The 25,012-nt window shown below is 55.6% G+C and carries 23 protein-coding genes; 4 read left to right on the top strand and 19 right to left on the bottom strand.

Features of this window, described 5'->3' with window-relative positions:
- Nucleotides 1–15 precede the first annotated feature (15 nt).
- The 5 genes from V6575_RS10030 to V6575_RS10010 all read right to left on the bottom strand — a co-directional run bounded on the left by V6575_RS10030 (nucleotide 16) and on the right by V6575_RS10010 (nucleotide 5,470).
- Nucleotides 16–1,023: an ABC transporter ATP-binding protein gene (locus tag V6575_RS10030; protein WP_340274173.1), complete on the bottom strand. Its 1,008-nt coding sequence runs from the start codon at nucleotides 1,021–1,023 to the stop codon at nucleotides 16–18.
- Nucleotides 1,020–2,006, bottom strand: coding sequence for an ABC transporter ATP-binding protein (locus V6575_RS10025; protein WP_340274172.1), 987 nt, complete (start codon nucleotides 2,004–2,006; stop codon nucleotides 1,020–1,022). The genes V6575_RS10030 and V6575_RS10025 overlap by 4 nt, the downstream gene beginning before the upstream one ends.
- Nucleotides 2,007–2,009: 3 nt before the next feature.
- Nucleotides 2,010–2,912 (bottom strand): ABC transporter permease, encoded by a 903-nt coding sequence (locus tag V6575_RS10020; protein ID WP_422785554.1) that lies wholly within the window; start codon nucleotides 2,910–2,912, stop codon nucleotides 2,010–2,012.
- A gap of 1 nt (nucleotide 2,913) precedes the next feature.
- Nucleotides 2,914–3,831, bottom strand: coding sequence for an ABC transporter permease (locus V6575_RS10015; protein WP_340274171.1), 918 nt, complete (start codon nucleotides 3,829–3,831; stop codon nucleotides 2,914–2,916).
- 121 nt (nucleotides 3,832–3,952) lie between these two features.
- Entirely contained in the window at nucleotides 3,953–5,470 is a 1,518-nt protein-coding gene (locus V6575_RS10010) for an ABC transporter substrate-binding protein (RefSeq protein ID WP_340274170.1), read from the bottom strand.
- A 160-nt stretch (nucleotides 5,471–5,630) separates the two neighbouring features.
- On the opposite strand from V6575_RS10010, the gene V6575_RS10005 reads away from it, so the two are divergent.
- Complete coding sequence (locus V6575_RS10005; RefSeq protein WP_340274169.1) at nucleotides 5,631–6,422, top strand: IclR family transcriptional regulator; 792 nt, start codon at nucleotides 5,631–5,633, stop codon at nucleotides 6,420–6,422.
- Nucleotides 6,423–6,487: 65 nt separating this feature from the next.
- On the opposite strand, the gene V6575_RS10000 is transcribed toward V6575_RS10005, so the two are convergent.
- From V6575_RS10000 to V6575_RS09975, 6 genes are all read right to left on the bottom strand, one after another.
- The gene (locus tag V6575_RS10000; protein ID WP_340274168.1) at nucleotides 6,488–7,255 is read right to left on the bottom strand and encodes a hydroxypyruvate isomerase family protein; all 768 of its coding nucleotides are present in this window, start codon (nucleotides 7,253–7,255) and stop codon (nucleotides 6,488–6,490) included.
- A gap of 7 nt (nucleotides 7,256–7,262) precedes the next feature.
- A complete protein-coding gene (gene otnC / locus V6575_RS09995; protein WP_340274167.1) occupies nucleotides 7,263–7,910 on the bottom strand; it encodes a 3-oxo-tetronate 4-phosphate decarboxylase in 648 nt (215 codons plus the stop codon).
- Nucleotides 7,907–9,178, bottom strand: coding sequence for a 3-oxo-tetronate kinase (gene otnK / locus V6575_RS09990; protein ID WP_340274166.1), 1,272 nt, complete (start codon nucleotides 9,176–9,178; stop codon nucleotides 7,907–7,909). The genes otnC and otnK overlap by 4 nt, the downstream gene beginning before the upstream one ends.
- Nucleotides 9,179–9,222: 44 nt before the next feature.
- On the bottom strand, nucleotides 9,223–10,113 hold the full coding sequence (ltnD, locus tag V6575_RS09985) for an L-threonate dehydrogenase (RefSeq protein ID WP_340274165.1): 891 nt from the start codon (nucleotides 10,111–10,113) through the stop codon (nucleotides 9,223–9,225).
- A 100-nt stretch (nucleotides 10,114–10,213) separates the two neighbouring features.
- Nucleotides 10,214–12,217, bottom strand: coding sequence for a TRAP transporter large permease subunit (locus V6575_RS09980; protein WP_340274164.1), 2,004 nt, complete (start codon nucleotides 12,215–12,217; stop codon nucleotides 10,214–10,216).
- A gap of 80 nt (nucleotides 12,218–12,297) precedes the next feature.
- A complete protein-coding gene (locus V6575_RS09975) occupies nucleotides 12,298–13,332 on the bottom strand; it encodes a TRAP transporter substrate-binding protein (RefSeq protein ID WP_340274163.1) in 1,035 nt (344 codons plus the stop codon).
- A 289-nt stretch (nucleotides 13,333–13,621) separates the two neighbouring features.
- Between V6575_RS09975 and V6575_RS09970 the strand changes: the two genes are divergently transcribed.
- Nucleotides 13,622–14,626, top strand: coding sequence for a LacI family DNA-binding transcriptional regulator (locus V6575_RS09970; protein WP_340274162.1), 1,005 nt, complete (start codon nucleotides 13,622–13,624; stop codon nucleotides 14,624–14,626).
- A gap of 42 nt (nucleotides 14,627–14,668) precedes the next feature.
- On the opposite strand, the gene V6575_RS09965 is transcribed toward V6575_RS09970, so the two are convergent.
- The 8 genes from V6575_RS09965 to ehuR all read right to left on the bottom strand — a co-directional run bounded on the left by V6575_RS09965 (nucleotide 14,669) and on the right by ehuR (nucleotide 22,838).
- On the bottom strand, nucleotides 14,669–15,601 hold the full coding sequence (locus V6575_RS09965; protein WP_340274161.1) for a LysR substrate-binding domain-containing protein: 933 nt from the start codon (nucleotides 15,599–15,601) through the stop codon (nucleotides 14,669–14,671).
- 81 nt (nucleotides 15,602–15,682) lie between these two features.
- The gene (locus V6575_RS09960) at nucleotides 15,683–16,357 is read right to left on the bottom strand and encodes a DUF1028 domain-containing protein (RefSeq protein ID WP_340274160.1); all 675 of its coding nucleotides are present in this window, start codon (nucleotides 16,355–16,357) and stop codon (nucleotides 15,683–15,685) included.
- Complete coding sequence (locus V6575_RS09955) at nucleotides 16,354–16,770, bottom strand: RidA family protein (protein ID WP_340274159.1); 417 nt, start codon at nucleotides 16,768–16,770, stop codon at nucleotides 16,354–16,356. The genes V6575_RS09960 and V6575_RS09955 overlap by 4 nt, the downstream gene beginning before the upstream one ends.
- A gap of 8 nt (nucleotides 16,771–16,778) precedes the next feature.
- A complete protein-coding gene (locus tag V6575_RS09950) occupies nucleotides 16,779–18,050 on the bottom strand; it encodes a flavin-containing monooxygenase (protein WP_340274157.1) in 1,272 nt (423 codons plus the stop codon).
- Between the two features lie 185 nt (nucleotides 18,051–18,235).
- On the bottom strand, nucleotides 18,236–19,228 hold the full coding sequence (gene doeB, locus V6575_RS09945; protein ID WP_340274156.1) for a N(2)-acetyl-L-2,4-diaminobutanoate deacetylase DoeB: 993 nt from the start codon (nucleotides 19,226–19,228) through the stop codon (nucleotides 18,236–18,238).
- Between the two features lie 6 nt (nucleotides 19,229–19,234).
- Complete coding sequence (doeA, locus tag V6575_RS09940; protein WP_340274154.1) at nucleotides 19,235–20,422, bottom strand: ectoine hydrolase DoeA; 1,188 nt, start codon at nucleotides 20,420–20,422, stop codon at nucleotides 19,235–19,237.
- A gap of 66 nt (nucleotides 20,423–20,488) precedes the next feature.
- A complete protein-coding gene (locus V6575_RS09935; protein WP_340274153.1) occupies nucleotides 20,489–21,277 on the bottom strand; it encodes an aspartate racemase/maleate isomerase family protein in 789 nt (262 codons plus the stop codon).
- Nucleotides 21,278–21,449: 172 nt separating this feature from the next.
- Nucleotides 21,450–22,838, bottom strand: coding sequence for a MocR-like ectoine utilization transcription factor EhuR (ehuR, locus tag V6575_RS09930; protein ID WP_340274152.1), 1,389 nt, complete (start codon nucleotides 22,836–22,838; stop codon nucleotides 21,450–21,452).
- Nucleotides 22,839–22,900: 62 nt separating this feature from the next.
- Between ehuR and V6575_RS09925 the strand changes: the two genes are divergently transcribed.
- A complete protein-coding gene (locus tag V6575_RS09925) occupies nucleotides 22,901–23,401 on the top strand; it encodes an Lrp/AsnC family transcriptional regulator (protein ID WP_340274151.1) in 501 nt (166 codons plus the stop codon).
- A gap of 113 nt (nucleotides 23,402–23,514) precedes the next feature.
- Entirely contained in the window at nucleotides 23,515–24,999 is a 1,485-nt protein-coding gene (locus tag V6575_RS09920) for an NAD-dependent succinate-semialdehyde dehydrogenase (protein WP_340274150.1), read from the top strand.
- Nucleotides 25,000–25,012 lie beyond the last annotated feature (13 nt).

Here is a 25,012-nt window from a genome sequence, read left to right as displayed (position 1 = left end):
TCATATTGCTTTGCCTTAATTGGGCATGGCTGGATTGGAAACGTTTTGGGAAGTCTCCTTGGAAGTAAAGAGATGGCATTCAACATGACCTTCTGGGGTTGCCACCTGATCGGGGGCGAGGGTCTTGCAATTGTCCATCACCTTTGGACAACGGGGATGGAAATGGCAGCCGGAAGGGGGATCAATCGGGTTAGGATAAGCCATGCCCAACTGAGTATCTGGCACACCTAGACCGGGCTCCGGTGTCAGAACCGATTTGAGCAATGCTTTTGTGTAGGGATGGCCAGGGGTATCGAACAGCCCGCCAACATTGGCTTCTTCAACAATCCGGCCCAGATACATCACAGCAACGCGGGTGGCGAGATGCTCGACCACGGCAAGATTGTGACTGATGAAGAGATACGTCAGCCCGAATTCTTGACGCAGATCGCCCAGAAGGTTGAGGATCTGGCTTTGGACTGAAACGTCCAGTGCGGACGTCGGTTCATCGCAGATCACGATTTCCGGTTTCATGATCAGGGCCCGGGCAATCGCGACGCGCTGACGTTGTCCGCCGGACATCTGGCTCGGATAAGACTCCATCACGCGGGCCGGCAAGCCAACGATGTCGAGCATCTTGCGGACTTCCTGCATTTGAGAGGCATGATCTCCGATGCCGTGGACGACCAATGGCAGCGCAATGACGTCGGCAATGCGTTTGCGCGGATTGAGAGACGAATAGGGATCCTGAAAGATCGGCTGGATCCGTCGTGCCAGACTCAAGCGATCCTGTGAACCGATGTCCTCGCCGTCAACAAGCACTTGTCCGGCAGTGGGCGCTTCCAGTCCGAGCAGGATTTTGGACAATGTGGACTTGCCGCAACCAGATTCCCCGACAAGTCCTAGAACCTCGCCGCGTTTCAGCGACAAGGAGACCTGATTGACGGCAGTGAGAGGTTTGGCGCGGCCGAATAGACCCTGCTTGACCCGGTAGGTCTTGCTGACGTCCTTGAGTTCCAAAATGGGTTTGGTCTGATCGCTCATGCCTGTGCCTCTTTGCCGCCATCTGGGTGGATACACCGGAAGCCATGGACGCCATCGGCATGAAGGGGGATCTCAGAACGGCAATCCATATGGGCATGGTCACATCTGGTGCGGAATGCGCAGCCTGTAATGTCGCCCACCAGCGAGGGAACGATGCCTGGAATGGTGCCCAGTTTGCTGCCGCGTTCGGTCTTGCCGGGCAGGGGAATGCAATTCAGCAATCCGCGCGTGTAGGGATGTTTCGGCTTGGCGAAGATCTCTGCAGCAGGGCCAGTCTCGACCAGTTCGCCTGCGTACATGACCGCGACCTTGTCAGCGACTCGTGCCACCACACCCAGATCATGGGTGATCAGGATCATGGCCATGTTGAACTCGCGTATGAGATCGGACAAAAGGCGCAGGATCTGGGCCTGGATCGTTACGTCAAGCGCGGTTGTCGGCTCATCCGCAATGATCAACTCCGGGCCGCACATCAGCGCCATGGCGATCATCACCCGTTGGCGCAGACCACCCGATAGTTGGTGCGGATATTGCGACAATCGGCTCTCGGCAGCCGTGATGCCGACTTTTTCCAGCAGCTCGATGGCGCGCTCGCGTGCAGCTTTTCGGCCGACCGGCTGATGCAGTAGCAAGGCTTCCATCAGCTGGTCACCAATCGTATAGGCCGGGTTAAGAGACGTCATCGGTTCCTGAAAGATCATCGACATGCGCCCGCCGCGCAATTTGCGCAGGTCACGTTTGCCGATTGTCAGCAGATCCTGTCCATCGAACTCCATCTGGTCTGCAGAGCGCTGGACGTTTTTTCCCAGCAAACCCATCAAGGCCAGAGATGTCAGAGACTTGCCGGAGCCGCTTTCGCCGACAATGCACAGTGTTTCGCCGCGTTTGAGGTCAAAGTCGATGCCTCGGACCGCGTGCAATGTGCCTGAGCCAACGGGAATGTCTATTTTCAGATTGCGAACATTCAGAAGCGGTTTTTCCATAGGTCAGCTCCTGTTCTCTGGTGCAGTGACATCGCGCAATCCGTCGCCCATCAAGTTGATGGCCAGGACGAGGAAAAACAGAACGACTCCGGGGATAAGGACCAGCCAGGGCTCAAACAGCATCATCTGCTTGCCTTCGCTGACCATCAGTCCCCAGCTTGGGGTTGGTGGCTGAACGCCAAGGCCCAGGAAGGAGAGGGCCGCTTCCAGAAGGATGGCATGGGCCATCTCAAGGGTGACGATCACAATCAGGTTGTTGGCGATGTTCGGCATGATCTCGGACAGGATCAGCCGGGGCGTCGAGGCTCCGATTGCGCGCGCAGCAGATACATACTCGCGTCCGCGGATCTGGAGTGTTGATGCGCGCATCACCACGGCAAACCTGTCCCAGAGCAGCAAGCCCAGAACACAGATTACAACCTGAAGCGATCCGCCCAGGATGGCAACGACTGCCAGAGCGACAAGCACCACCGGCATCGCAAGGCGAACGTTGATCAGGAATGTCACGACAGCATCGACTTTGCCGCCGAAGTAGCCAGCAGCTACTCCGAGTGCGGTGCCAATGACGCCTGATATCAGGGCCGCAACAAGACCGATCAACAAGGACACTCTTGCGCCGTAAATCAGACGTGACAGGTAATCACGTCCAAGATGGTCGGTGCCGAGCGGGAATTCCCATGTACCACCTAGAAAGACCGGTGGCTTCATGCGGTACATCAAGCTCTGGGCATAGGGATCATGGGGGGCAAGAAGCGGCGCGAAAATGGCGATCAGCACCATCAGGGCGACAATGCTCGTGCCGATGATAAGCCCCTGATGACCAAAAGTCCGGCGGATCAGTAACTGGCGGGGTGTTGGCCCTACGTGTTCCTCAAGAAGAGGATCGTTTAACTGCATATCCGTCATGTCAGCTGCTCCTCATACGTGGATCGAGCCATGCATTCAGCACGTCGGAAAGGAAAGTAAAGACGATGTAGAACATCGAGAAGATCAGGATCAGAGCCTGGACTGTCGGCAGGTCGTTGCGGCCAATGCTCTCCCAAGCCAGATACCCAGCACCGTGAAGCGCGAAGACCGACTCCACAACGATGGAACCACCCAGCATGAAGCCCATCTGGACGGCTGCCAGGGAGACCACCGGAATGATTGCATTGCGCAGGGCATGCTTGAACAGTACCCGTGCTTCCGATGCGCCCTTGGCACGTGCCGTGCGAATGTATTCTGATGACAGAACATCCAGCATTCCGGCACGGGTCAGGCGCATGATGGCGGGCATGGCGTAATAGCCAAGCACGATCGTGGGCATGACGAAATTTTGCCAGCTACTGGTCCCTGATGCGGGGAGCCATCCAAGCTTGATGGCAAATACAACAATCAGAATAAGCCCGAACCAGAAGCTTGGCATGGCCTGTCCGGCAACCGACAGGAACAGGGCTGCCCGGTCGATCAGAGAGTTCGGGCGGATCGCCGCGATGACCCCGAGTGGTACCGCAGTGAGCAAGGCAAAGGATATTCCGCACACGCCCAGGATCATAGTCACACTGAGTCGTTCGGCGATCAGGGAAGCGACTGGCAGTTTGAAGTAATAGCTCTCGCCGAAGTCGCCGGTTACAGCTGCGCCAAGCCACTCGGCATATTGCACCAGCATGGGCCGATCAAAGCCATAAAGCACGCGAATGGCTTCAACGTCCTCGCCGCTGGCGGTTTCCCCGGCCAAAGCGGCGGCAGGGTCACCGGACAAGAACATCAGGCTAAAGCTTATGAAGGAGACTGTGCCAGCCACCAGGACAGCCAGAAGCAGTCTTTTCAGAATAAAATGCAGCACGACCGCGTTTCTCCAGGCACGTGAGGACGGTGTCCGTCTCTCGACAGAGAACAGGAAGGTATTACAATACAAGCAAAGAAAATCGGGCAGAGCTGAAACGTTCAGCGCTGCCCGAACTGGATTAATTCCAGGCCATCGTTGTAAAGCGCAGAACCTCATCGGGTGTCGGCGTGTAGTTGACTTCGTCCTTGAACACGTAGTTTGTGTTGTAGGAGAACATCGGAGCCCAGTAAGCCTCATCCGCGATCCGCTTGATGGCCTTGCTGTAGTATTCTTCACGAACCTTCGGGTCCGTCGCGCTGTCAGCGATGTCGAGGTCCGCAAGCACGACGTCATCACGTGACGTGTCGAGCGAGCCATGTTTGAAGAACTGGCTGACCATCGCAGAGGCATCGTTGATCGAATAGCTGCCCCAGGTCTGGAAGGTGATTGGAACTTCACCTTTCATGTTGAGTTCGCGCAATGCGGAATATTGCAGCATCTTGAAGTTGGTCTTGATGCCGACAGCATTCAAATAAAGCGTGATTGCTTCTGCATAATCCCGATTGCGATATGCGTAGAAATCGGTTGTGAACCCGTCCGGATATCCGGCTTCAGCCAGGAGTTTCTTGGCTTTTTCAGGGTCGTAGTCGTAATGCTTGACGTCCTGTTCACAGCCGAACTGGCTTGGGAAACATGGGGTCCAGACAACCTGGCTTTTACCCTTGAGCAAAGCAGCAACGAGCGTTTCACGGTCGATTGCATAGTTGACGGCCTGCCGGACGCGAATGTCCTTGAAAGGCGTTTCCGGGTCGGAGCGGCCCGCTGCATCCATGGCCAGATAGCCCACGCGCATTGTGGATTCATTGGAGACCGTGAACTGTTCCATAGTGGCCAGTCGTTCCGCAAGGTCTGCTGGGACCTGCCAGATGAGGTCGAGTGAACCACTGAACAGCTCAGCCATCTGCGTGTTTACATCCGGAATCGTGCGGATGTCGATGTTCTTGATGGTCGGCTTGCCCTTTGGACTGTCATGATAGGCCTCGTTTGCTTCCAGCACGAAGTGCTGTCCTGGAACAACTTCGGTGACCTTGTATGGACCCGTTCCGATTGGCTTCAAGCCCATGCCCGATGGGCCGGCTTCTGCGTAATATTCATTCGGGTACATCGATACGGGCCCGGACAGGAATTCGATAGCAGCCGGGAACTTGTCCTTAAGATGGATCCGGACTGTGTAGTCGTCGATCTTCTCAGCAGACTTCATCCAGTTGACGTTGCGCTGGGTCTTTGCGCCATTGGCCGGATCAGCCACGTAATTGACCGTGTAGACCACATCGTCTGCGTTGAAAGGCTCGCCGTTGTGGAATGTCACGCCTTCGCGCAGCTTGAATTCCAAGGTGGTGTCGTCAATCCATTCCCACGCAGTGGCCAGGTTGCCCTTGTATTCGTTGGTTGCCGGGTCGCGGTAGATCAATCCATCCCAGATCGCTCGTTGCATAACAACGCCTTCGCGCGATGAATTGAAATAGCTGTCAACGTTTTCAAGTTCTTTGGTGAAGGCCACGTTCAGGGTGTCGTTGGCCTTGTCTGCCCATGCTGCCCCTGCGGACGTGAGGAGTGTTGCTGCTGCTAGTGCTGCTCTGAGACGAGTAGATTTCATTCGCCGTTTCCCTCTGTACTGCGCACGCGTCCTGCGCATTTTACTTAGACTGGAAGTATTATATTGTAATACTATATATTTTTCTATAATCTAACTAACCAAATTGTAAATCGACTCGTCAAGTGTTTTGGACGTGTTTGTGCCTAAAAATGAGGGTCGCATGAAAACCAAGCAGAATACGCTGTTTGTCGGATCTCTGGCCAAGGGGCTTAAGCTCCTGCGGGTATTCAATGAAACCAACATCGAGTTATCCCTCGCTGAGCTTGTTCATCATAGTGGTCTTGATAAAAGTGCCACCCAGCGACTGGCCAATACTCTGCATCTTGAGGGAATGCTGGATAAGGATCCGGTTACCAAGCGATTCAGGCCGTCTCATGCTTGGTTGCAGCTTGCCTACACCTATTTCTGGTCAGACCCGTTGACCGGTCAAGCAATGCCGAGTCTGATAGACTTGTCACAGAAGTTGGGCGAATCCGTCAATCTGACCGAACTGTCTGGCGATCACATCATTTATGTGGCGCGTTTGCCATGCAAGCGAACAAATTTCGCCGCGACAGTGCCGGGACGGCGGCTGCCAGCCCTGTCTACCACAACGGGGCGCGCTATGCTGGCAACTTTTCCAGAGGATGAGCGTCAGCATGCTATCGAGACATGGCCAATAAAGCGATTCACCCCCTATACTGAGCTTGATCGCAGGGAAATCAGGGGCTTGGTGGAAGCTGCAGTATCAGATGGATATGCGATTGCAGGAAACCAGATGATACTTAATGAACTGGCTATAGGTATCCCCATCAAAGGATCGGACGGGCGCGCCTATTCGGCAGTTCAGTGTTCGGTTTCTGCTCTTCAATGGACGCCAGAACGCCTTATCGCGGAAGTTCTGCCTGCACTACAAGACACTGCAAATTCGATTTCCCCGCCATCAAGAGTCCCTCTAGGAGGGCATTTGTGAGGCTGAAGAAAGCCTCCCGTATCGCTCTTTTCTGGCATTGTGTCTCAGATGTGGATCCTGAGTCTTCATGCATGCTTTAGCGCTGACATCCAGCCGAGGGAAGCGCTGGTATCGCCGGAAGGCTTATACTCAGCGCCCAGTGGCTTGGGGTAGGAGAGGCTGTTCAGCAGCTTGAAGATGTACTCGTAATTGACCTCGCCATGATCCGGCGCGCTTCGGTCAGGTACCGATGCAAATTGTATGTGGCCGATCAGCGGCATGAGCTTTTCAAGGCGGTGGCTAAGGTCGCCTTCCATCAGCTGAACATGATAACAGTCGAACATCAGTTTCAGGTTGGTTTTTCCAACAAGTGCAATCAGATCGCTGGCCTGCTGAGTTGTTGAAAGAAAATAGCCTGGCGCATCATAGTGATTCAGCGGTTCAATCAGGATTGTAATATTGCTTTGTGCGGCTAGCTCACAGGCATAATGCAGATTGTCCAGAAAAGTCGCGCGCGCTTCATCGCCTTGCGCAAATCCGGCCATGACGTGGACGTTCGGCGTGCCAATTTCGCTGGCATAGGCAATGGCTTCCTCAATGGCCGCACGGGCTTCGGATACCCGGCCCGGGATGGCGGCAAGGCCGTTGTCTCCAGCTGACGTATCGCCGCGTCGGGTGTTCAGACCGAGCATCTTGAGGCCAGTCTCCTGCAACGCTGCTTTGACCTTTTCCGCAGGGACATCATAGGGCCAATGACATTCAACGGCGGCGAAACCTGCATTTTTAGCAGCTAAGATCGCATCGGGCAGGGAGAGTTCTTTCCAGAGAAATCCAAGATTTGCTGAAAACTGCATTGTCTATTCAATCCCACTCGATGTTGAATTGGGTCACGAGAGCCTTGATTTGGCTTTCTGAAAGTTGGCGAGGACTGTGCCCTCTGGTCAGCATTGCCAGTCTGGCCGTGTCTTCGAGTTCTTCCACTGCATTACAGGCAGCCTCGACATCCTTGGCGGCAACGACCGGGCCGTGGTTGGCCAGCATCACAGCTGAGCGCTTTCCGGCAAGGCCACGCACGGCTTCGCCCATGGCTGCGTCCCCTGGCAAGAAGAACGGCAAAAGCTTGACCTTGCCCAGTTTCATGATGGCATAAGGTGTCAGGGGTGGCAGGAAGTTGTCTGGGTCGACATCAGGCATCATGGACAGCGCCACTGAGTGGCAGGCATGCAGATGCACCACCGCGCCAGCGGTTGATCGCGTGTCGTAAAAGGCGCTGTGCAGAGGCATTTCCTTGGTTGGCTTGTCGCCTCCAATCAACGTGCCCTTGTTGTCAAAGCGGCTGAGACGGCCCGGATCCAGTCTGCCAAACGACGTTCCCGTCGGCGAGACCAATAGCCCGCCATCTTCTGTTCGTGCAGAAATATTTCCGGTTGAACCGCCGGTCAAGCCCCGGTCGAACAGGGACTTGGCAAGGCTGCAGATCTGTTCGCGAAGCTGCGCTTCCTGGCTCATGCTGGCTCCAGCTTGCTTAAGGCATCAGAGAAGAAGCTTTCGGCTCCGAAGTTGCCGGACTTCAGAGTCAACGCGATGTCATGGCCAGCGGAGGTGCAGAATGTCCAGGGCACACCGGGTGCAATCTCCGCGCCTATAGTCAATTGAGCAACGCCCAGTGCTTTGGTGACAGCTCCTGAGGTTTCTCCGCCTGCGACAACAAAACGACGTGCACCGGCTTCGCGTGCTGCTGTTGCCAGTTGCGCCAGCGTGTCTTCGACGATGGCTCCGGCTTTGGCAACGCCCAGTTTGTGCTGTGCCTGCCGGACGCTGGCTGGGTCTGCGGACGCATAGATGAGGGGGGCTTTGCCGAGGTCTTGGGCCGCCAGCCATTCCATTGCTTGTTGGACGCCGTTTTCCGCAAGATCCAATGGGTCCAGCTGATAAGATGGCGCACCGGTCGACAGATAAGCGTCGACCTGGGCCAATGTCATTTTAGAGCAGCTGCCGGACAAGACGATGGTGCCTGCGGACAATTTCGGAGCAGGCGTGCGCGGTGTATCTGCTGCCAGCGTTCCATCCCCGACATAAAGCGCAGGCAGAGGCATGGCGAGGGCACTGCCCCCGGTCAGGAGAGGCATGTCACGGCAGGCTTCTGCTATGATTTCCAGATCGGAATTGGCAACCGCATCCACGACAACATGGGCAACGCCTTGCGATTGAAGTTGGTCGAGTTTGGCGCGCAGGAAAGACGCGCCTTGAGCAACTGAAAGTCTGTCTGCAAGGCCAACAGGGTATGAGACCTGGGGTTCAAGCAGGCGCATCAGATTGCTGTCGCGCATGGGGGTCAGCGGATGGTCTTTCATTGGGCTTTCGGCCAGCAACTGTTGCCCGACGAACAGGTTCCCCATGAAAATTGAACGACCATTTTCTGGAAAGGCCGGGCAGTAGATTGTCTGGTTTGTTCCAAGATCAGCCATCAAGGCTTCTGCGACCGGTCCGATGTTGCCTTCGGCTGTGCAGTCAAAGGTCGAGCAATATTTCCAGAAGAATCTCTGCGCGCCAGCGGCCTGAAGCCATTCAAGAGCCGCACGGCACTCGGCTATGGCATCGGCGAGCGGTGAGGTGCGGCATTTCAAGGCGATGACCTCGAAGGCTGCGGTCTCTGTCGGCGGCGATGTCGGGACACCAATGCGAAGTGAAACCTTGACACCACTGCGGGCCAGAATGCCTGCCAGATCCGTTGCGCCGGTGAAATCATCGGCAATGCAGCCGAGAACGGTCGTCATTGCCGTTTTCCTTTGTCGTCGTTTCGCTCAATGATGGCAGTTAATCAGCTTTCGCCTGGAAGGGTCAGACCAGCTCCACGTGCATAGACTTTGGCTACGGCGGCGTCATCTTCCCCGCCAAGGCCCATATCGGCTGCTGCCTTGAATTGCTGAAGTGCAGCTGTTGTGATCGGCGCATTAAAGTCTGCGTTACGGGCGATATCGAGCACAATGCCAAGATCCTTGGGCCAGATATTGACCGAGCTGAGCGGCGTGTAGTCGCCCTTGGCAATATGCGGCGCGCGGTTCTCCAACATCCAGGACGTGCCAGCGCATTTCGGAATGACATCGAGGAATGTCTCAGCATCAACACCTTGTGTCATGCCGAAAGTCATGGCCTCGGCCATGGCGGCGATGTGGACACCTGCCAGCAGCTGGTTGACGGCTTTCATGGCAGAGCCTGCGCCTGCAGCTGTTCCCAATTCGAAGACTGTCTCTGCGATGGCATCAAGAAGCGGGCGGGCTGCTGCAAAACTCTCTGTGTTTCCAGAAGCCATGATGGACAATCGTCCCTCGGCAGCCTTTGTGGCGCCGCCGGAAATCGGGGCGTCCAGGTAAAGAACGCTGCTTTCGGCACAGCGGCTGGCCATTGTACGGGCAAACTCCGGTGCGACGGTGGCGCAGGCCAGAACCACAGAGCCGGGCTTCATTTTCGGCACGATACCATTGTCGCCAAACAGAACGTTTTCGGTTTGGGCGGCGTTCAGAACCACGACCATGGCTGCATCAAGACTTCCTGCGATGTCTGCAAGGGAGCCATCTGCTCCACCGTCTGCACGGAACTTGTCTTTCTGGGCGGAGTTGACGTCAAAGCCCCAGACTGTGTGGCCAGCTCTGAGGGCAGATGCCGCCATTCCGTAACCCATAGATCCCAAACCAATGGCGGCAACTTGCATGTTCTTGCTCTTCTCTTTTGATCTTGAGCAATGCCAGTTCATGTTCTCTCAACACGAACTGGCATTGCTCGTCGTTTCGTTCAGGACGTATGTTTTTTCGTTAGTTCATCGCCTGTGGGAGCCAAAGTGCGACTTGCGGGAAGAGCAAGACGATAGCCAGAGCGACCAACTGAATGCAGATGAACGGAACGAGGGCGCGGAATATTTCCGACAGACTCATATCGCTCGGGGCCACGGATTTCAGATAGAAGGCTGCCGGACCAAATGGCGGCGACAGGTAACTGACTTGCATGTTCATGGCGAACAGGATGCCGAACCAAACCGGATCCATGCCCAGCTTGACCACGATAGGTACGAAAATTGGCATGGTCAGAAGCGCAATGCCGATCCAGTCCATGAACAGGCCCAGCACGATCAGGATTGCCATCATGATCAGGATGATGACCATCGGTGATGCGCCGCTATCCAGGATGGTGCTCTCGATGAAACGGTTGCCGCCCATCAGATTGTAGACACCCACCAGAGCAGCTGCTCCAAGGCCAATCCAGATGATCATGCCGCAGGTTTCAAGGGTCTGGTTCAGGCTGTCCTTGATCAACTTGAAGGACAGTTCGCGCCTAATGAGAGCCGACAGAAACACGCCGACAACGCCCATGGCCGCAGCTTCTGTTACCGAGGCAACGCCGCCATAAATGGAGCCAAGAACAAGCGCTGCAACACCGACCGGCAAGATGACACCCTTCAGGGTTTTCAACTTTTCCTTGAGCGGCATGTCCAGTTCGTCATTGGAGATCGGTGGTCCCATCGTGGGATCAAGAGAGCACCGGATATAGATATAAGCGACATAAAAACCGGCCAACATCAGACCAGGAATTACGGTTGCCAGAAACAGGTCGCCGATGGAAACACTGGCAGTCAGTCCATAAACGATCAGGACAATGGATGGTGGAATCATGGTTCCCAGCGAACCGCCGGCGCACACTGTGCCGATGGCCAGTGCGCGGTTGTAGCCAAGGCGCAGCATCTGGGGCAGGGCGATGAGGCCAAGGAGGACGATTTCCCCGCCGATGATGCCTGAGATGGCAGCCAGGAAAACAGCTGCGATCAACGTCTGGATCGCGACGCCGCCTTTGATCCGTCCGGAAAGAAGGCGCATGGCGTCATAGAGATCACGTGCCATGCCGGAGCGATCCAGCAGGGATGCCATCAGCACGAACATCGGGACCGCTACGAGGACATATTCATTGACGAAACTGTAGATACGGCTGGACACCAGAGGAACGCCCATCGGGCCGAACCAGGCAAGGGTGAACAAGATGGCGATCAGGCCTGTCACAAAAGCCAGCGGAATTCCGGTCAGGATCATCAGCATAATGCTGCCGATCAGCATCATGGATCCGGTTTGAATGCCTAGGCTTCTGCCATAGGTGAAGAGGACGGCCCCACCAGTCAGCAAAAGCGCAAATACAATCGTGATGCCGATAATGCTTGTCAGGCTTGGGCGCTCTGCAGCGCTCTGACGGAAGCCGGTACCTTTGTAAGCGGTCCAGGTATGACCAAGTGACTGCATGGCCAGAACCACGGATGTGATCAGCAGGGCCATCTTGATGAGGGCTGGTGTGATCGGGTTCCAGGCGGAACCGGATTTTTCAAGCCTAAAGTCACCTTGAGGAGTCCACCATGATTTTTCCACCATGGTGAAGGCGGCATAGGCAATTGCGATGGCGAAAACCAAAGCCAGAACCGAATTGACGATGTCAAGAAGGCGGCGGGTTCCGCCAGTGGTGCCGAAATAGATCAAGCCGATCCGAATGTGCTTGTCCGCGGCGAAACATTGCATGCCACCATAGAGATAGCAGACCGCGATCAGTGCAATGACGCTTTCATGCACCCAGATGGTTGGTGCGTTGAAGGCATATCTTGCAACAATTTCATAAAGGGAAATGACGGTCGCAATGGCGAACAAAAAGCTGACAGTTCCACCGAACTTGAGGATGCCACGGTCCAGCGGTGTTTGCGCGCCAGCGGTGTCCTCGTCATGAAGCCTTTTCAGGGCCTCCAGCTGTTCGTTCATCTCTGCGTCTGCGGCTGCAGTCGACCCCATTTTAAACCCCTCCCACGGGAAATCATTTTAATTTTTTATGGGAGGGGCCGTGTTTGGCCCCTCCCGAAAGGCAGAACGCCTTACTTTTTAGCCAGGAGACCTGCGCCGATCAGGTAAGCGGTTACGCTTTCATAGGCCTTGCCAGCCATGTCTGAACGGGTTGCCCAGTTTGCCCACTGTGTTTGAGCAATGGCGCGGAACTTGGCGCGCTCTTCATCCGACCAATTGATGATGGTGATGTCGGGATCAGCAGTTGCTTCAGCCACGGCAATCAGGTTGGCCGCTTCCAGACGTGCAACCATGTCCTGCGCGAAATCACGAACTGATACAGCCAGGATTTCTTTCAGATCTGCTGGCAGACCATCATAGATTTCCTTGTTCATCGATACGTCAATGACAGGCATGGAGTGGAAGCCAGGGTACAGCGGATACTTGGCAAACTTATGCATGCCCTGGATGTGGTTGGTCGAAAACACGGTGTAATCGGCTGCGTCAATCACGCCTTTTTCAAGAGCTGTGTAGACTTCAGAACCTGGAAGGTTCACAGGCGCTGCGCCCGCGGCTGCAAAGACTTCCTGAACCATGCCTTCAGGAGCACGCATCTTGATGCCCTTGAGGTCTTCAACGCCGTTGATTGGCTTGGTGGAGAGGAAGGCCTCAACACCGGTGGCGGAAGCTCCCAGGAACTCAAGGCCGTATGGGTTGACCAGCTCGTTGAAGAGTTCCTTGCCGCCGCCATAGTTCATGTAGTTGAACATCTGCTGCGGAGCGGACCATGCGCCGACCAGGTTGCCCAGCATTGCGAATGCCGGATCCTTGCCAGAGAAGTAGGATGGATCGGTGATGTGGCCCTGAAGAATGCCAGCACCGACTGCATCTAGTGTTTCATTGTGCGCAACGACTGTGCCAACTGGAACCACTGTGATGTCGATGCGTCCGTCGGTCATGACCTTGACGCGCTCGGCCCATTCTTGCTGGATCGGGAAGAAGTTGTCTCCCGCCTGAGCCGACGTCTGGAATGTCCACTGATAGTCCTGTGCATGGGCAGCCGGGCCCATCAGGCTGGCAGCGACCGCAAGGCCTCCAACGATTGAGGTTTTGAAAATCTTGATCATGCTCGTTCCTCCCTTGACCGCGCAAACGGCCATGTATCTAAAAATCTCCCATCTCTCCCGAAGAGCTGCTTCAGGTGAGACGCATCCATGGTTGACATGGACGCCCGTCCACCACCACTATTGGGTGGTATCGATACCGGTATCGATACCAGTAGCAAGTAGTCCGAGCCACTGTCAATATGATTTGCTGCTGCTGCTGAACGACTCTCACTGACCATTTATTGGGCAAAGTGAGGCGTATCAACAAGAGTTGGAAACAAACCAACCGGGCGGCCAGAATGCGAGACAAATGAAGAAAAAAACGACCCTTGCGGATGTTGCCGCAGCAGCAAATGTCAGCAAAATGACGGCGTCCAGAGCCCTTCGTGGTGCCAAGGACGTGTCGGCTTCCAGTGTTGAAATTGTGCGTCGCGCGGCTCAAGACCTTGGCTATGTCGGTAATCACCTTGCCGCTTCTCTTTCCAGTCAGCGATCCGAGCTGATTGGGGCTGTTGTGCCCAATTTGAGCAATGTCGTGTTCGCTCAGGTGCTTTCGGGGATCTCCGATGGGATTGCGGGCAGTGGGATTCGTCCGGTTTTCGGCGTGACGGATTACAGCGAGGAAAAGGAATATGACATCATCCGCAGCATGTTGTCCTGGCGACCGGCTGGATTGATTGTGACCGGGCTGGATCAGGCTCCAGCAACGCGGCGGCTGTTGGAAAATGCCGATATCCCTGTGGTTCAGATCATGGACAATGATGGTGATCCGGTGGATTCTTGTGTTGGTTTTTCTCATCAGCAAGCCGGAGGCGCCATTGCGGAGGCGTTGATTGAGGTGGGCTTCAGGCGGTTCGGCTATATCGGATGTGGCCTGGAGCTGGATAAGCGTGCAGCGAAACGCCGGTTTGGTTTTGAAGCCGCTTTGAAGCGACACGGATTGGAATTTCTGGCCAGCAGCATTGCAGAAGGTCTATCCTCCATTCCCAAGGGGCGGGAGAGAACGGCTGCTGTCCTCAAACAACAGCCAGACCTTGATTGTCTGTATTTTTCAAATGATGACGTTGCGGTCGGAGGGTTGTTTCACTGCATAGATGCGGGCATTTCAGTGCCTGACCAGTTGGCGCTGGCTGGCTTTAATGGCCTTGATGTTGCCGATGGATTCCCGGGGCGCATTGCGACATCGCGCACTCAACGAAACGAAATTGGCAGGATCGCGGCCCAGCTGGTGCTGGAGGCTGCTGTCAGCAAAGGCGATATGCCGAGTCAGAATATCGTTTTCGTTCCGGAAGTCGACCTTGGAAATATTTCTTGAAATTGCAGCCGTAGATATATTGGGATGTCTCTATCCAGATCTCTACTTATCTTTAGGGAGCCATGGCAGGTCGCTGTTGTTCACCCGTGTTTGCACGTGATCATGAAACGCAGCGACGATGCGTGAGCGGTGGTCTGTTGTTTTGGTGGCAAGCCCAAGAACCATCGGGCGATGTTCGCCTGCCAAAGGGATAAACACCAGTTTTTCTCCGTCTGGCGCGAGGTTGGTTTTTGTGCGCATGTTGATCAGACCAAAGCCGAACCCATTGGCGACCAGACTGCGGGCGACGGATAAATCTGACGTCCGCTCAGCTATGATTGGGCGTATTCCGGCGACTTGAAGCATCGACAGGAAATAATCGCGGCTCAAGGGGATATCCAGCAGGATCATCGGCTCAGTTGCCAGGTCTTGCAGGGTGAAGTGGTCTTTTGCAGCCAACGGATGCCCTTCAGGCAGCATTACGTAGGGCGGTAATGAGGCGAGCGGCTCAAATGAAATGTCTTTCGGAATTTCGAGGTCATATGTGATGGCGACGTCAATTTCGGCGCGCCCCAACATTCTCAGAAGATCGACTTGATGCCCCTCGCGCAGGGTGACGTCGGCATCGGGGTAATTGGTCTCGAACGAACGGCGTATCGAGGCGCTGATCAGCGGTGCAATTGTTGTCAAAGCGCCGATACCAATTGGCCCGCGTGCTTTGTCCGATAAGTCGCCAGCCAGATCGATTAGGGCATCCGCGCTATCTAGTATGCGTTTGGCTTCATTGAATATACGCCGTCCGCCGGGGGTGAGTGACAGGCCTTGTGCATGGTGGCGAACGAACAGCTGGATGCCGAATTCAGTTTCCAACTGGCTGATTGCAGCGGAGATGGACGGCGACGACACGCTGATCCTTTGCGAGGCGCGTGCAATGGTTCCAGCGTCACCGACGGCAACCAGATATTCCAACTGTCTGAACGTAAAGCGTCGAGGCATGATCTAGCTACGCCGATATGTACCCTTGGATCAAGTTTTGGTTGCGACCCAGAGGGCTTGGGGTTTTCTAAGGCGCTTATCTCAGGCGTCGCCGGGTACGCCATAGGAAGGAGCCTCGCGTGGGTCGAGCGCTCGTTGCACGTAGGCATCCAGTTGGGGTTTATAGACGTCCCAGGCCTTCGCGACTGTTTCAATCGGGCACTCTTCAGTCCAGTCGCAACGAAGGTCAGCCACAGGCCAACCAACCTTGTCGGAAAGCTGGATGCCTGCTGAATGAACAGGCCCGGCCTCACCGCCAGCTGCAAGGCCAGCGCGCATCGCTTCAATCAACCGATCACCCAGATGTCCGGCCGAGGCGGTAAATCCGTCGACGATGGCCCGCGGCACGCCTTCGTTTGCCAGGAGATTTCCCGCCGAGATCACATCGGTGCCGCGTGCATCTGTCCAGATGCCCAGCGAATGCGGCCCGGAATGAATCGCGGTATTGCCATGCTTGTCGATGGCCAGAACCTGTCGGTATTCGATGAAACGGCCCTGGTCACGAACCCCGGCGATTGCCTCGGCAGCGGACATGCCGCCTTGCATCAGATCCAGAGCGAAAGGCCCCAGGATCGGGTCGGTGATGTTCTGGCTTGCCACGGCCCCGACGCCAGCGCGTGTGTAGGAACATCGCGCCGCAACTGCTGGGGAGGAAGACGAAATTGCGACACCAAACATGCCGGTCTGGGCGCAGCGGGCAACGAGGGAAAAAGTCATGTGGGGATCACAGCAGTTCCGTCGATCTCAACCAGCCACTCAGGTCTTGCGAGCGCCTGGACCACCAAACCGGTTGAAACCGGATAGACGCCTTTGATGTATTCGCCCATGGTGCGGTAAACGGCTTCCCGGTGGCGTACATCGGTAATGTAGACAACGACCTTGACCAGATGCTCCATGTCGCCACCAGCCTCCTGGATCAGCTGACGTATGTTCTGCATGACTTTATGGGTCTGCTCGACCGGGTCATGACTGTCGATGTTCTTGGCATTATCTAGGTTCTGCGGGCATTGGCCGCGTAAATAGACTGTTTTGCCACCTTCTGTCACGACAGCCTGGCACAGGTCATTGTCGAGGTTCTGCTCAGGATACGTGTCTGAGGTGTTGAATTTTCTAATGCGGATATGGGCCATGTTGGGTCTCAGTTTCCAGAGGCGCGTTGCGCCGAAATGTGGTGCTCAAGATAGCTGCGCTGGGTAACAATATGGTCTGCCAGATATTTGGCGTCATGCCAGACACCCCAGATGAAGGCGGAGCCTCGACGTGATTGCCACGGCAAGCCCAGAAAGTAGATCCCAGGTTCGTTCGACACACCGCGTTCATGGCGAGGTCTGCCGGTTTGATCAAACAGGTCGAAGTCCAGCCAGTTGTAATCAAGGGCAAATCCTGTCGCCCAAATGATTGTGGTGACGCCTGCTTTTGCAAGGTTCAAGATCAGAAGCGGATTTGTGATGCAATCAGAGTCTGGCGCAATATCGCGTGCTTGAGGCTCCAGGGGAAGGTCTATCCCGTTGCGCTCGATATAGGCATCGGCCTCATCCAGTACGGATAGATAGTTTGCATCGCCTTGCGCGAGGTTGTCGACAAGGTCCGGCGCGAAGTGCAAGACACCGTCCTCGTACGCTTCTGTTCGGCCAACGAGGTTCATGCCTCTTGAGGCATAACGTCTGAAATCAACCGTTTGACCGCCGCGCGCGCCGCTGACTGAAATCGTGACATGTTCCTTGCCGGGCGTCAGCGTGCTGGCGTCCCATTTGCCAAGCACGCCAAGCCACCAACAGAAATCTCGCCCGCGATAGCCGCGTGGAGGGCGGTCATGGGGTCCGACAGATAGATAGACGGTTTTGCCTGCGCGCAGCAGTTCATCGGCGATCTGTCCGCCGGAAGATCCGGCACCGACCACGAGCACAGCGCCATCGGGCAATTGTTCTGGATTGCGATAGGCGCTGGAATGGATTTGGTTGACGCCTGCATCATCCGGCACCACGTTTGGAGTGACCGGACGTTGAAAAGGTCCGGTGGCTGCCACAATGTTGGTGGCTTCAATCAGGCCATCTGAGGTCTCAACCCGAAAGCCCGGTTTTCCTATGATTTTCTGAGCTTTTTTAACCTCCACGCCGCAACGGATCGGCGATTTGATCAGTTCGGCGAAGGCGGAGAAATAATCAGCTACTGATTCCTTGGAGGCGAAGCCATCGGGATCGACGTCGGAAAATTCCATGGTTGGAAAACGGTCGTGCCATGCGGGGCCATTGGCGACCAGGGAGTCCCATCTTTCCGAACGCCAGCGCTCGGCAATCCGGTTACGTTCCAGAACGAGGTGAGATACGCCCGCGTTGCTGAGGTGCTCGCTCATGGCAAGACCGGCCTGGCCGCCACCGACAATCAGTGTGTCTGTTTTTTCGGCGGACATTTCAAACCTTTCGCGCATCGGTTTCTGAGATGCAGATTCAGAAAACACGGTTAAGTCACGGGAACAGCTCACCCATTTCCATTGGATGGCCCAATTTGCCATACTACGCTGTTAGGTAAAGCAATCAATCGCACAGCCTTGCTTCGGTTTTTTCTAATCAGTGAGATAAGGGGAGGTCAGTGCAATCACTCGACGACAACTGCGACGACGGCGATGCAATCACCTGCCTTCACCAGACCTGGGAAATGCCGGGAGGCGAGAATGCCAGAACGATTGGCCCTGTAGTCGGTCGGGTGGCAGCCCGTGCGGTCGGCGGGCCACACGCGGGCAACGATCTCTCCCTTGGCAACCGTGTCGCCCAGATCTTTCATAGTTTCGATCAGGCCGCTGTCTTCGCTGAACACGAAACAATCTCCATCAGGCATGTCGAGTATCACGGATGGGCTTTTCTCAATGTCGCCCTTCAGGATGCCAGCATGTTTGAGGACGTTTCGGACACCTTTCTTGGCGATCCCGGCTGAGGCTGCGGTCGCTGTTCCCCCACCGCCCAGTTCGGTTGTCACAAAGACCTTGCCCTGATCTTCGACGGCAGTGTCATACATGCCGACATTGTCGATCTCCAGAAGCATCACCGTGTAGGGTGCATTGAAGGCTTCTACCGCTGCAAGACATGCGGCCTGCTGGTCCTTGTTGTCGAGGACATGGGCCGAAGCAAAAGGTATGAAATCGAGGGTCTTTCCGCCGGAGTGGAAATCCAAGACCACGTCAGCCTCAGGCACCAACACCGAGAAGAGATAGTCGGCAATTTTCTGCGTGACGGTGCCATCCGGCTTGCCGGGGAACGACCGGTTCATGTTGCCACGATCAATCGGGGACGTCCGCAGACCTGCCTGGAATGCGGGATAGTTTAGGGCGGGAATGATAATCACGCGCCCGGTGATGTCTGGTGCCTTCAAGGTCAGAGCCAGATCAACCAGGGCAATCGGGCCTTCGTATTCATCGCCGTGATTGGCTCCGGTCAATAGCGCTGTTGGCCCATCGCCATTTTTGATCACGGTGATGGGGATCATCACCGATCCCCAGGCTGAATCATCGCGGCTATAGGGAAGGCGCAAGAAACCGTGATGTTCTCCGTCTGCGTCCAGCGGGATTGTCGGCGTGATCGGATTGGTTGGCATTCTGGGTCAATCCTTCACATGAAGACGGCGCGGCACATCTGCCAGGCACTCGGGGCCATTTGCGCCAATGACGATGCTTTCGGTGATTTCAAATCCCCAGTCGTCCATCCACAGGCCGGTCATGAAATGGAAGGTCATGTTTTCTTCCAAAACCGTTTTGTCGCCGGGCCGCAATGACATGGTGCGTTCGCCCCAGTCGGGTGGATAGGACAGGCCGATTGGGTAGCCGGTGCGGTTGTCTTTGGAAATTCCATGCTTCTTCAGAACGGTGAAAAAGGCATTGGCAATGTCTTCGCACAGGTTGCCAGCCTTGGCAGCTTCCAGGCCTGCTTCCATGCCTTCCAGAACGGCCTTTTCAGCATCAAGAAAGACCTGTGTCGGCTTGCCGAGAAACACGGTGCGGGAGAGGGGGCAATGATAACGTTTGTAGACCCCGGCGATCTCGAAGAATGTGCCTTCGCCAGCTTTCATTGGTTGATCATCCCATGTCAGATGGGGAGCTGCGGCATCGGTTCCTGACGGGAGCAGGGGAACAATGGCAGGATAGTCTCCGCCAATGCCAAGTGTTTCGTCATAGCGCAGGCCTGCGCTGTAGATATCGGCGACCAGATCGCATTTGCGATATCCCGGCTCGCATTTTTCGAAGATGGCCGCATGCATACGTTCAACCACCCTTGCGGCCTTGCGCATGTAGTCGATCTCCTGCGGTGACTTCACCGCACGTTGCCAGTTGACCAGTGCGGTCGCGTCCGAGAATTGCGCATTTGACATGTGTTTCTGCAACGACGCAAAGGCTGCGGCGGAGAACCAGTAATTGTCCATCTCGACGCCGATGCGTTTGTCTGCCCAGCCAAGGTCGGCAAGACGGGCAGACAGATAGTCCATCGGGTGGCGCTCAGTTGATTGAACGTAATTGTCCGGATAGCCGATGATGTTTGCATCAGCCAGATAGGAGGTGCGCTTAGCGCCATTTGCGTCTTGACCGCGCCCGAACCAGACGGGATCACCATCCGGGCCCACCACAACGCACTGATGAACATAAAACGACCAGCCATCGTAGCCTGTCAGCCAGGCCATGTTGGAAGGATCAGAGACAATAATGACATCGACGCCTGCGATTTCCATCGCGCGTCGCGTCTTCACCAGCCTCTGCCGGTATTCGTCCTGGCTGAAATTCAAGCTGAGTGCTGGCATCGTTTGTGTCCGGCATTTGTGGGGTGAAGTCTGCTGCTTTCAGGCAGTTTTCGCGTCGGCCGCTGCTTAGCTGAAAGCGTCTTTGGGGGGTGGGCAGCTGAACAATTGGCCGTATCGTGATGGCTTGTGATCATGCAGGCCTGCGAGCCGGGACATGGCCCATGCGCTGGCTTGGTTTGATGTGACAACGGGCTTCTTGAGGTGGTGCTCAAGCTCTTCGATCACGCGAATGGCCGGAAGTCCGGTGCATGAGATGAACAGGGCTTCCGCATCCGGAGTGTCAGCTGCCATTGCGGCTTTGATGATGGTCTGATCGCTGACCAGTGCCATGTCGCGATCGTCTTCCAGCCCAAGGCAGTCAAAGCGGGCGATATCAAAGCCGTGCTGGGTGAAATAGGCGGCCATAGTCTGACTGGTGGCAACGGTATAGGGCGTGAGAACGGCGATGCGTGTCACATCAAGGGCTGCAAATGCCATACGGGCTGCGCTGGTCGGTGTGACCACCGGGACATTGCCGACAGCTTTTTGAACGGCGGATAGGACCTCGGCGTCCCCGATCACGACCGAGGCAGATGTGCAGCTGTAGCAAACTGCGCGCAAGGGCTGCAGGGGCGCCAAGAGCCCAGCAGTTCCGGTGAGGCGCGGCGCCATGGTCCGGAGCTGTTCAGGTGAAATCGGGTTCTCGAAAGCAATGCGGGCAACGTGGATCGAGACGCCTTCCTCAGGCAGCTGCCGGTAGAGGTCACCTTCGCTGGTCAGATCCGTTGCGAGTGCAATCAGTCCGATACGGGCAGTATCTGCCACATCGTTAAACTGGACCGCTTCCTTGGAAAGTGACACCGGGCAAGGTTTCAATTGCAGCCTCCTGAAAATGGCGGCTCTGGGGTCTTGGTCTCAGGCCGATTTTTGGAGGTTTAAACAGAGACAATAGTGAGTCAATATTTATATTAAATCATGACAATATGACCAGACGAGATGAATAACAACAATTGGCGGTCTCATCGGTGAATGGGCTCTATGCGGGGTGTCAGAAAGTTTGGAGTGCAGGCTCTGGATTGCTGCGTGCAAGGCGCGAGATCACCATCAAGCCTTGCTTGAGAGACTCAATGCTTTCAGCACCCAGGCAGATGCGAGCACCGCTGTCTTTGACGTCATCGGACATTTTGAACGAAGATCCGGACGCTATAGCGACGCCGTTCAGCCGTGTATGGGCGACAAAGGCCTCCTCACTCCATGTTTCGGGTGTCGGGAGCCAGATATGTAATCCATTTTCGCTGGCATTGAACGGAATGTCAGACAGGATGTCTGCGGCTAACTGATTTCGCTCGCCAAGGGCTGTCATCTGCCACTGAAGCAGGTCTTCGGCCGTGCCGTCTTCAATCCATCTGCAGGCCAGTTCGCTCATCAGGGATGTGGCCATCCAATTGGTGACCAGATGTCGGTTTTCGGCTGCAGATTCGTAAGCTTCAGGCACAACGAGATAGCCAAATCGAAGCCCCGGCATGATGCATTTGGTCAGGCTGGTGAAATAGAACGTACGCTCAGGGGCAAGCGTGGCGATTGGAGCCGTTCGGTTCGGCTGCAAGGGTCCCCAAGCGTCGTTTTCAATGATCGAAACGTCAAACCGCCGCGCCAGATTGACCAGTTCGATGCGCCGTTCCCGGGACATTGTGTAGGCTTTCGGGTTCAAGCCTGCGGGCATCAGATAAAGGGCCGAGACCTTGGTTTTCTGACATATCCGGGTAAAGGCCTCAGGGATGACGCCATCTGCATCAACGCCCAGTCCGGCAAGACGTAGCCCCAGGTATCGGCAAAGTGGCTTGAGAGCATGATGTCCAATGCCTTCGGTAACGATCAGATCGCCAGGGCTTGCAGTTGTCATCAGCGCGATAGTCATCGCTGATGTGTTTCCGTTGGTCAGGATCAGGCCTTCTGATGAGGTTTCCAAACCGCAGCGGGCGAGCCATTTTCGAGATGTGTTGCCATATGTTCCAAGCGCGCGGGATGGCCGAAAGGAGGAGGCGGCAGAGGCTGGTAAATCCAGACTCATTTTGGCCAGGCCATCACGCATGGCATCCAGATGAAGGGCCTCGAAAACCGGCTTCAGCATTGAGCAATCAACGATGGCTCCATACTGGCTTTCCGGAAGAAATGGCGTTTGCGTATCGCTGCGTTGCGAGCGGACAAAGGTTCCGCGCCCCACTTCGCCGAGAACAACACCGCGTCTGACCAGTTCGTCATAAGAGCGACTGACGGTCTGGACACTCAGGTTCAGTTTGAAGGCCAGATCTCGATGTGTCGGCAGGCGGTCGCCTTCATTCAGTTCTCCCGCTTTGATGGCGCGTGTGATGACATCAGCAAGGGAGCGATAAGCAGGTCGATGGAGGTCTTCGGGTTTTGGAGGCCATATTGTCATGATTTATTATGGTCTTAATCATTACAATTGACAAGCCCTTGGTGTTGCCTCAAAAGACACAGATGACCTCACTCAAGCTTGATGACCGTGACATAAAGATTCTTGCGACCTTGTCGCGGGAGGGGCGTATGTCAAAAGCTGACCTGGCAAAACAAGTCAGCCTCAGCGCTACACCTTGCTGGGAACGGCTTCGACGCTTGGAGAAGGCAGGGATCATTTCCGGCTACCGCGCAGACATAGAGTTGAGGCTTGTAGCGCCTCATGTTGCGGTGTTTGTCATGGCGGAGCTTGAGAACCACCGTGCCGAGACTTTTCAGATCTTTGAAAAGGCCATTGAGAGCTACGATGAGATTACGTCTTGCTGGGCGCTGGGCGGCGGGTTTGATTATCTTCTGAATGTGGTGACCAAAGACATCGACAGCTATCAGCGTCTCATTGACGATCTGCTTGCGCGCCATGTCGGGCTGGCGCGATATTTCACCTATATCGTGACAAAGCCTGTAAAAACCTCGCCTGTTCCACCATTCGATGTTTTGCGGCCATCTGAGCCGCAGAAGGACTGACGGGTTTTAGCGCCTAAATTGGACGAAACGTCTGCCCGAGGTCTGGGCAAAAGAGAATTCCTCTTCCCGCGTGCCGCTAGCATAAGCCAATGCAATTTTTAGCGAGCGCTTCGATGCCAATCGATCAATCTTGTTTCAAGACAACTGACTGGGGCCTGTCCGATCCGGCCTTGCTGCGGAGCTTCTCCTATCTGGGGGGGCGCTGGACTGCGGGCGCATCCGCTGAAACCTTTACGGTCTATAATCCTGCCGACGCCAACCATCTGGGCGACGTCGCAAGCCTGTCTTCTGCTGATAGCGCGTTGGCGGTGGATGCGGCACAAGAGGCCTTTGGTGTTTGGTCAAAGCTATTACCGCAACAGCGGTCCGTGATCTTGCGGCGTTGGTTTGAGCTGATGATTGAGCACAAGGAAGATCTGGCGCGGATCATGGTCATGGAACAGGGCAAGCCAATTTCTGAGGCTCGTGGTGAGATCGACTATGGCGCGTCTTTTGTCGAGTTTTATGCCGAGGAAGCCAAGCGCCCGAACATCGAGAGCGTGACGTCTCATCTTCCAGATGCCGAGGTTGAGGTCTGGCGTGAGCCGGTCGGCGTTGCGGCGTTGATCACACCCTGGAACTTCCCCTGTGCCATGCTGACCCGTAAGGCCGCGGCAGCACTTGCCGCAGGCTGTACGGTTGTTTCTCATCCGTCTGCAGAAACGCCCTATTCAGCTCTGGCTCTTGCCGAGCTGGCCGAGCGGGCCGGTTTTCCGGCTGGCGCATTCAACGTGGTGACGGGCGCGGCACCAGTGGTCGTTGCGCCCTGGTTGAAAGACAAACGCGTGCGGGCCGTTTCCTTCACAGGTTCTACAGAGATCGGCAAGCTGCTTTACAAACGAAGTGCTGATACGGTCAAACGCCTTGTTCTGGAGCTTGGCGGCCATGCGCCTTTCATTCTGTTTGCTGATGCGGATCTGGGCCAGGCCGTTCATGAGGCCCTGAAGGCGAAGTTCGCCACATCCGGTCAGGATTGTCTGGGTGCAAACCGGTTCTATGTGGAACGGTCCGTTTATGGCCAGTTCTGCGAAGATTTTACCAAGGCGGCTGCAAAGCTGACCCTTGGAAAAGGTTTGGATGATCCAGATCTTGGTCCATTGATGAACGAGAAGGCCGTAGCCAAGCAGGAAGAGCACGTTGCAGATGCGCTTGCCAAGGGCGCGCGCTTGCTGACTGGCGGCAAGCGCAGCAGCGAAGGCTCATTGTTCTTTGAGCCGACCGTTCTGGCAGAGGTGCCCGACGACGCCCTGATCATGCACGAGGAGACTTTTGGTCCGGTTGCGGCAATCGCAGTCTTTGACAGCGAGGAAGATGTGCTCGCTCGCGCCAATGATACCGAATATGGCCTCGTTGCCTATCTGCACACCCAGGATCCGCGCCGCATTTATCGCGCCAGCCGTGCTCTTCAGTTTGGCATGGTGGCGGTCAACCGGACCAAGGTAACCGGGGCCCCGATCCCCTTTGGCGGCATGAAACAATCGGGACTTGAGCGTGAGGGATCGCGCCTTGGCGTGGAAGCTTTCACAGACGTCAAATATGTATGCCGCGACTGGGCATGACTTTAGAAAAGGA

The organism is Roseibium algae, assembly GCF_037783265.1.
Taxonomy (GTDB): Bacteria; Pseudomonadota; Alphaproteobacteria; order Rhizobiales; family Stappiaceae; genus Roseibium; species Roseibium algae.
The sequence above is the reverse complement of the archived record's forward strand: the minus strand, read 5'-3'. Positions and strand labels throughout refer to the sequence as shown.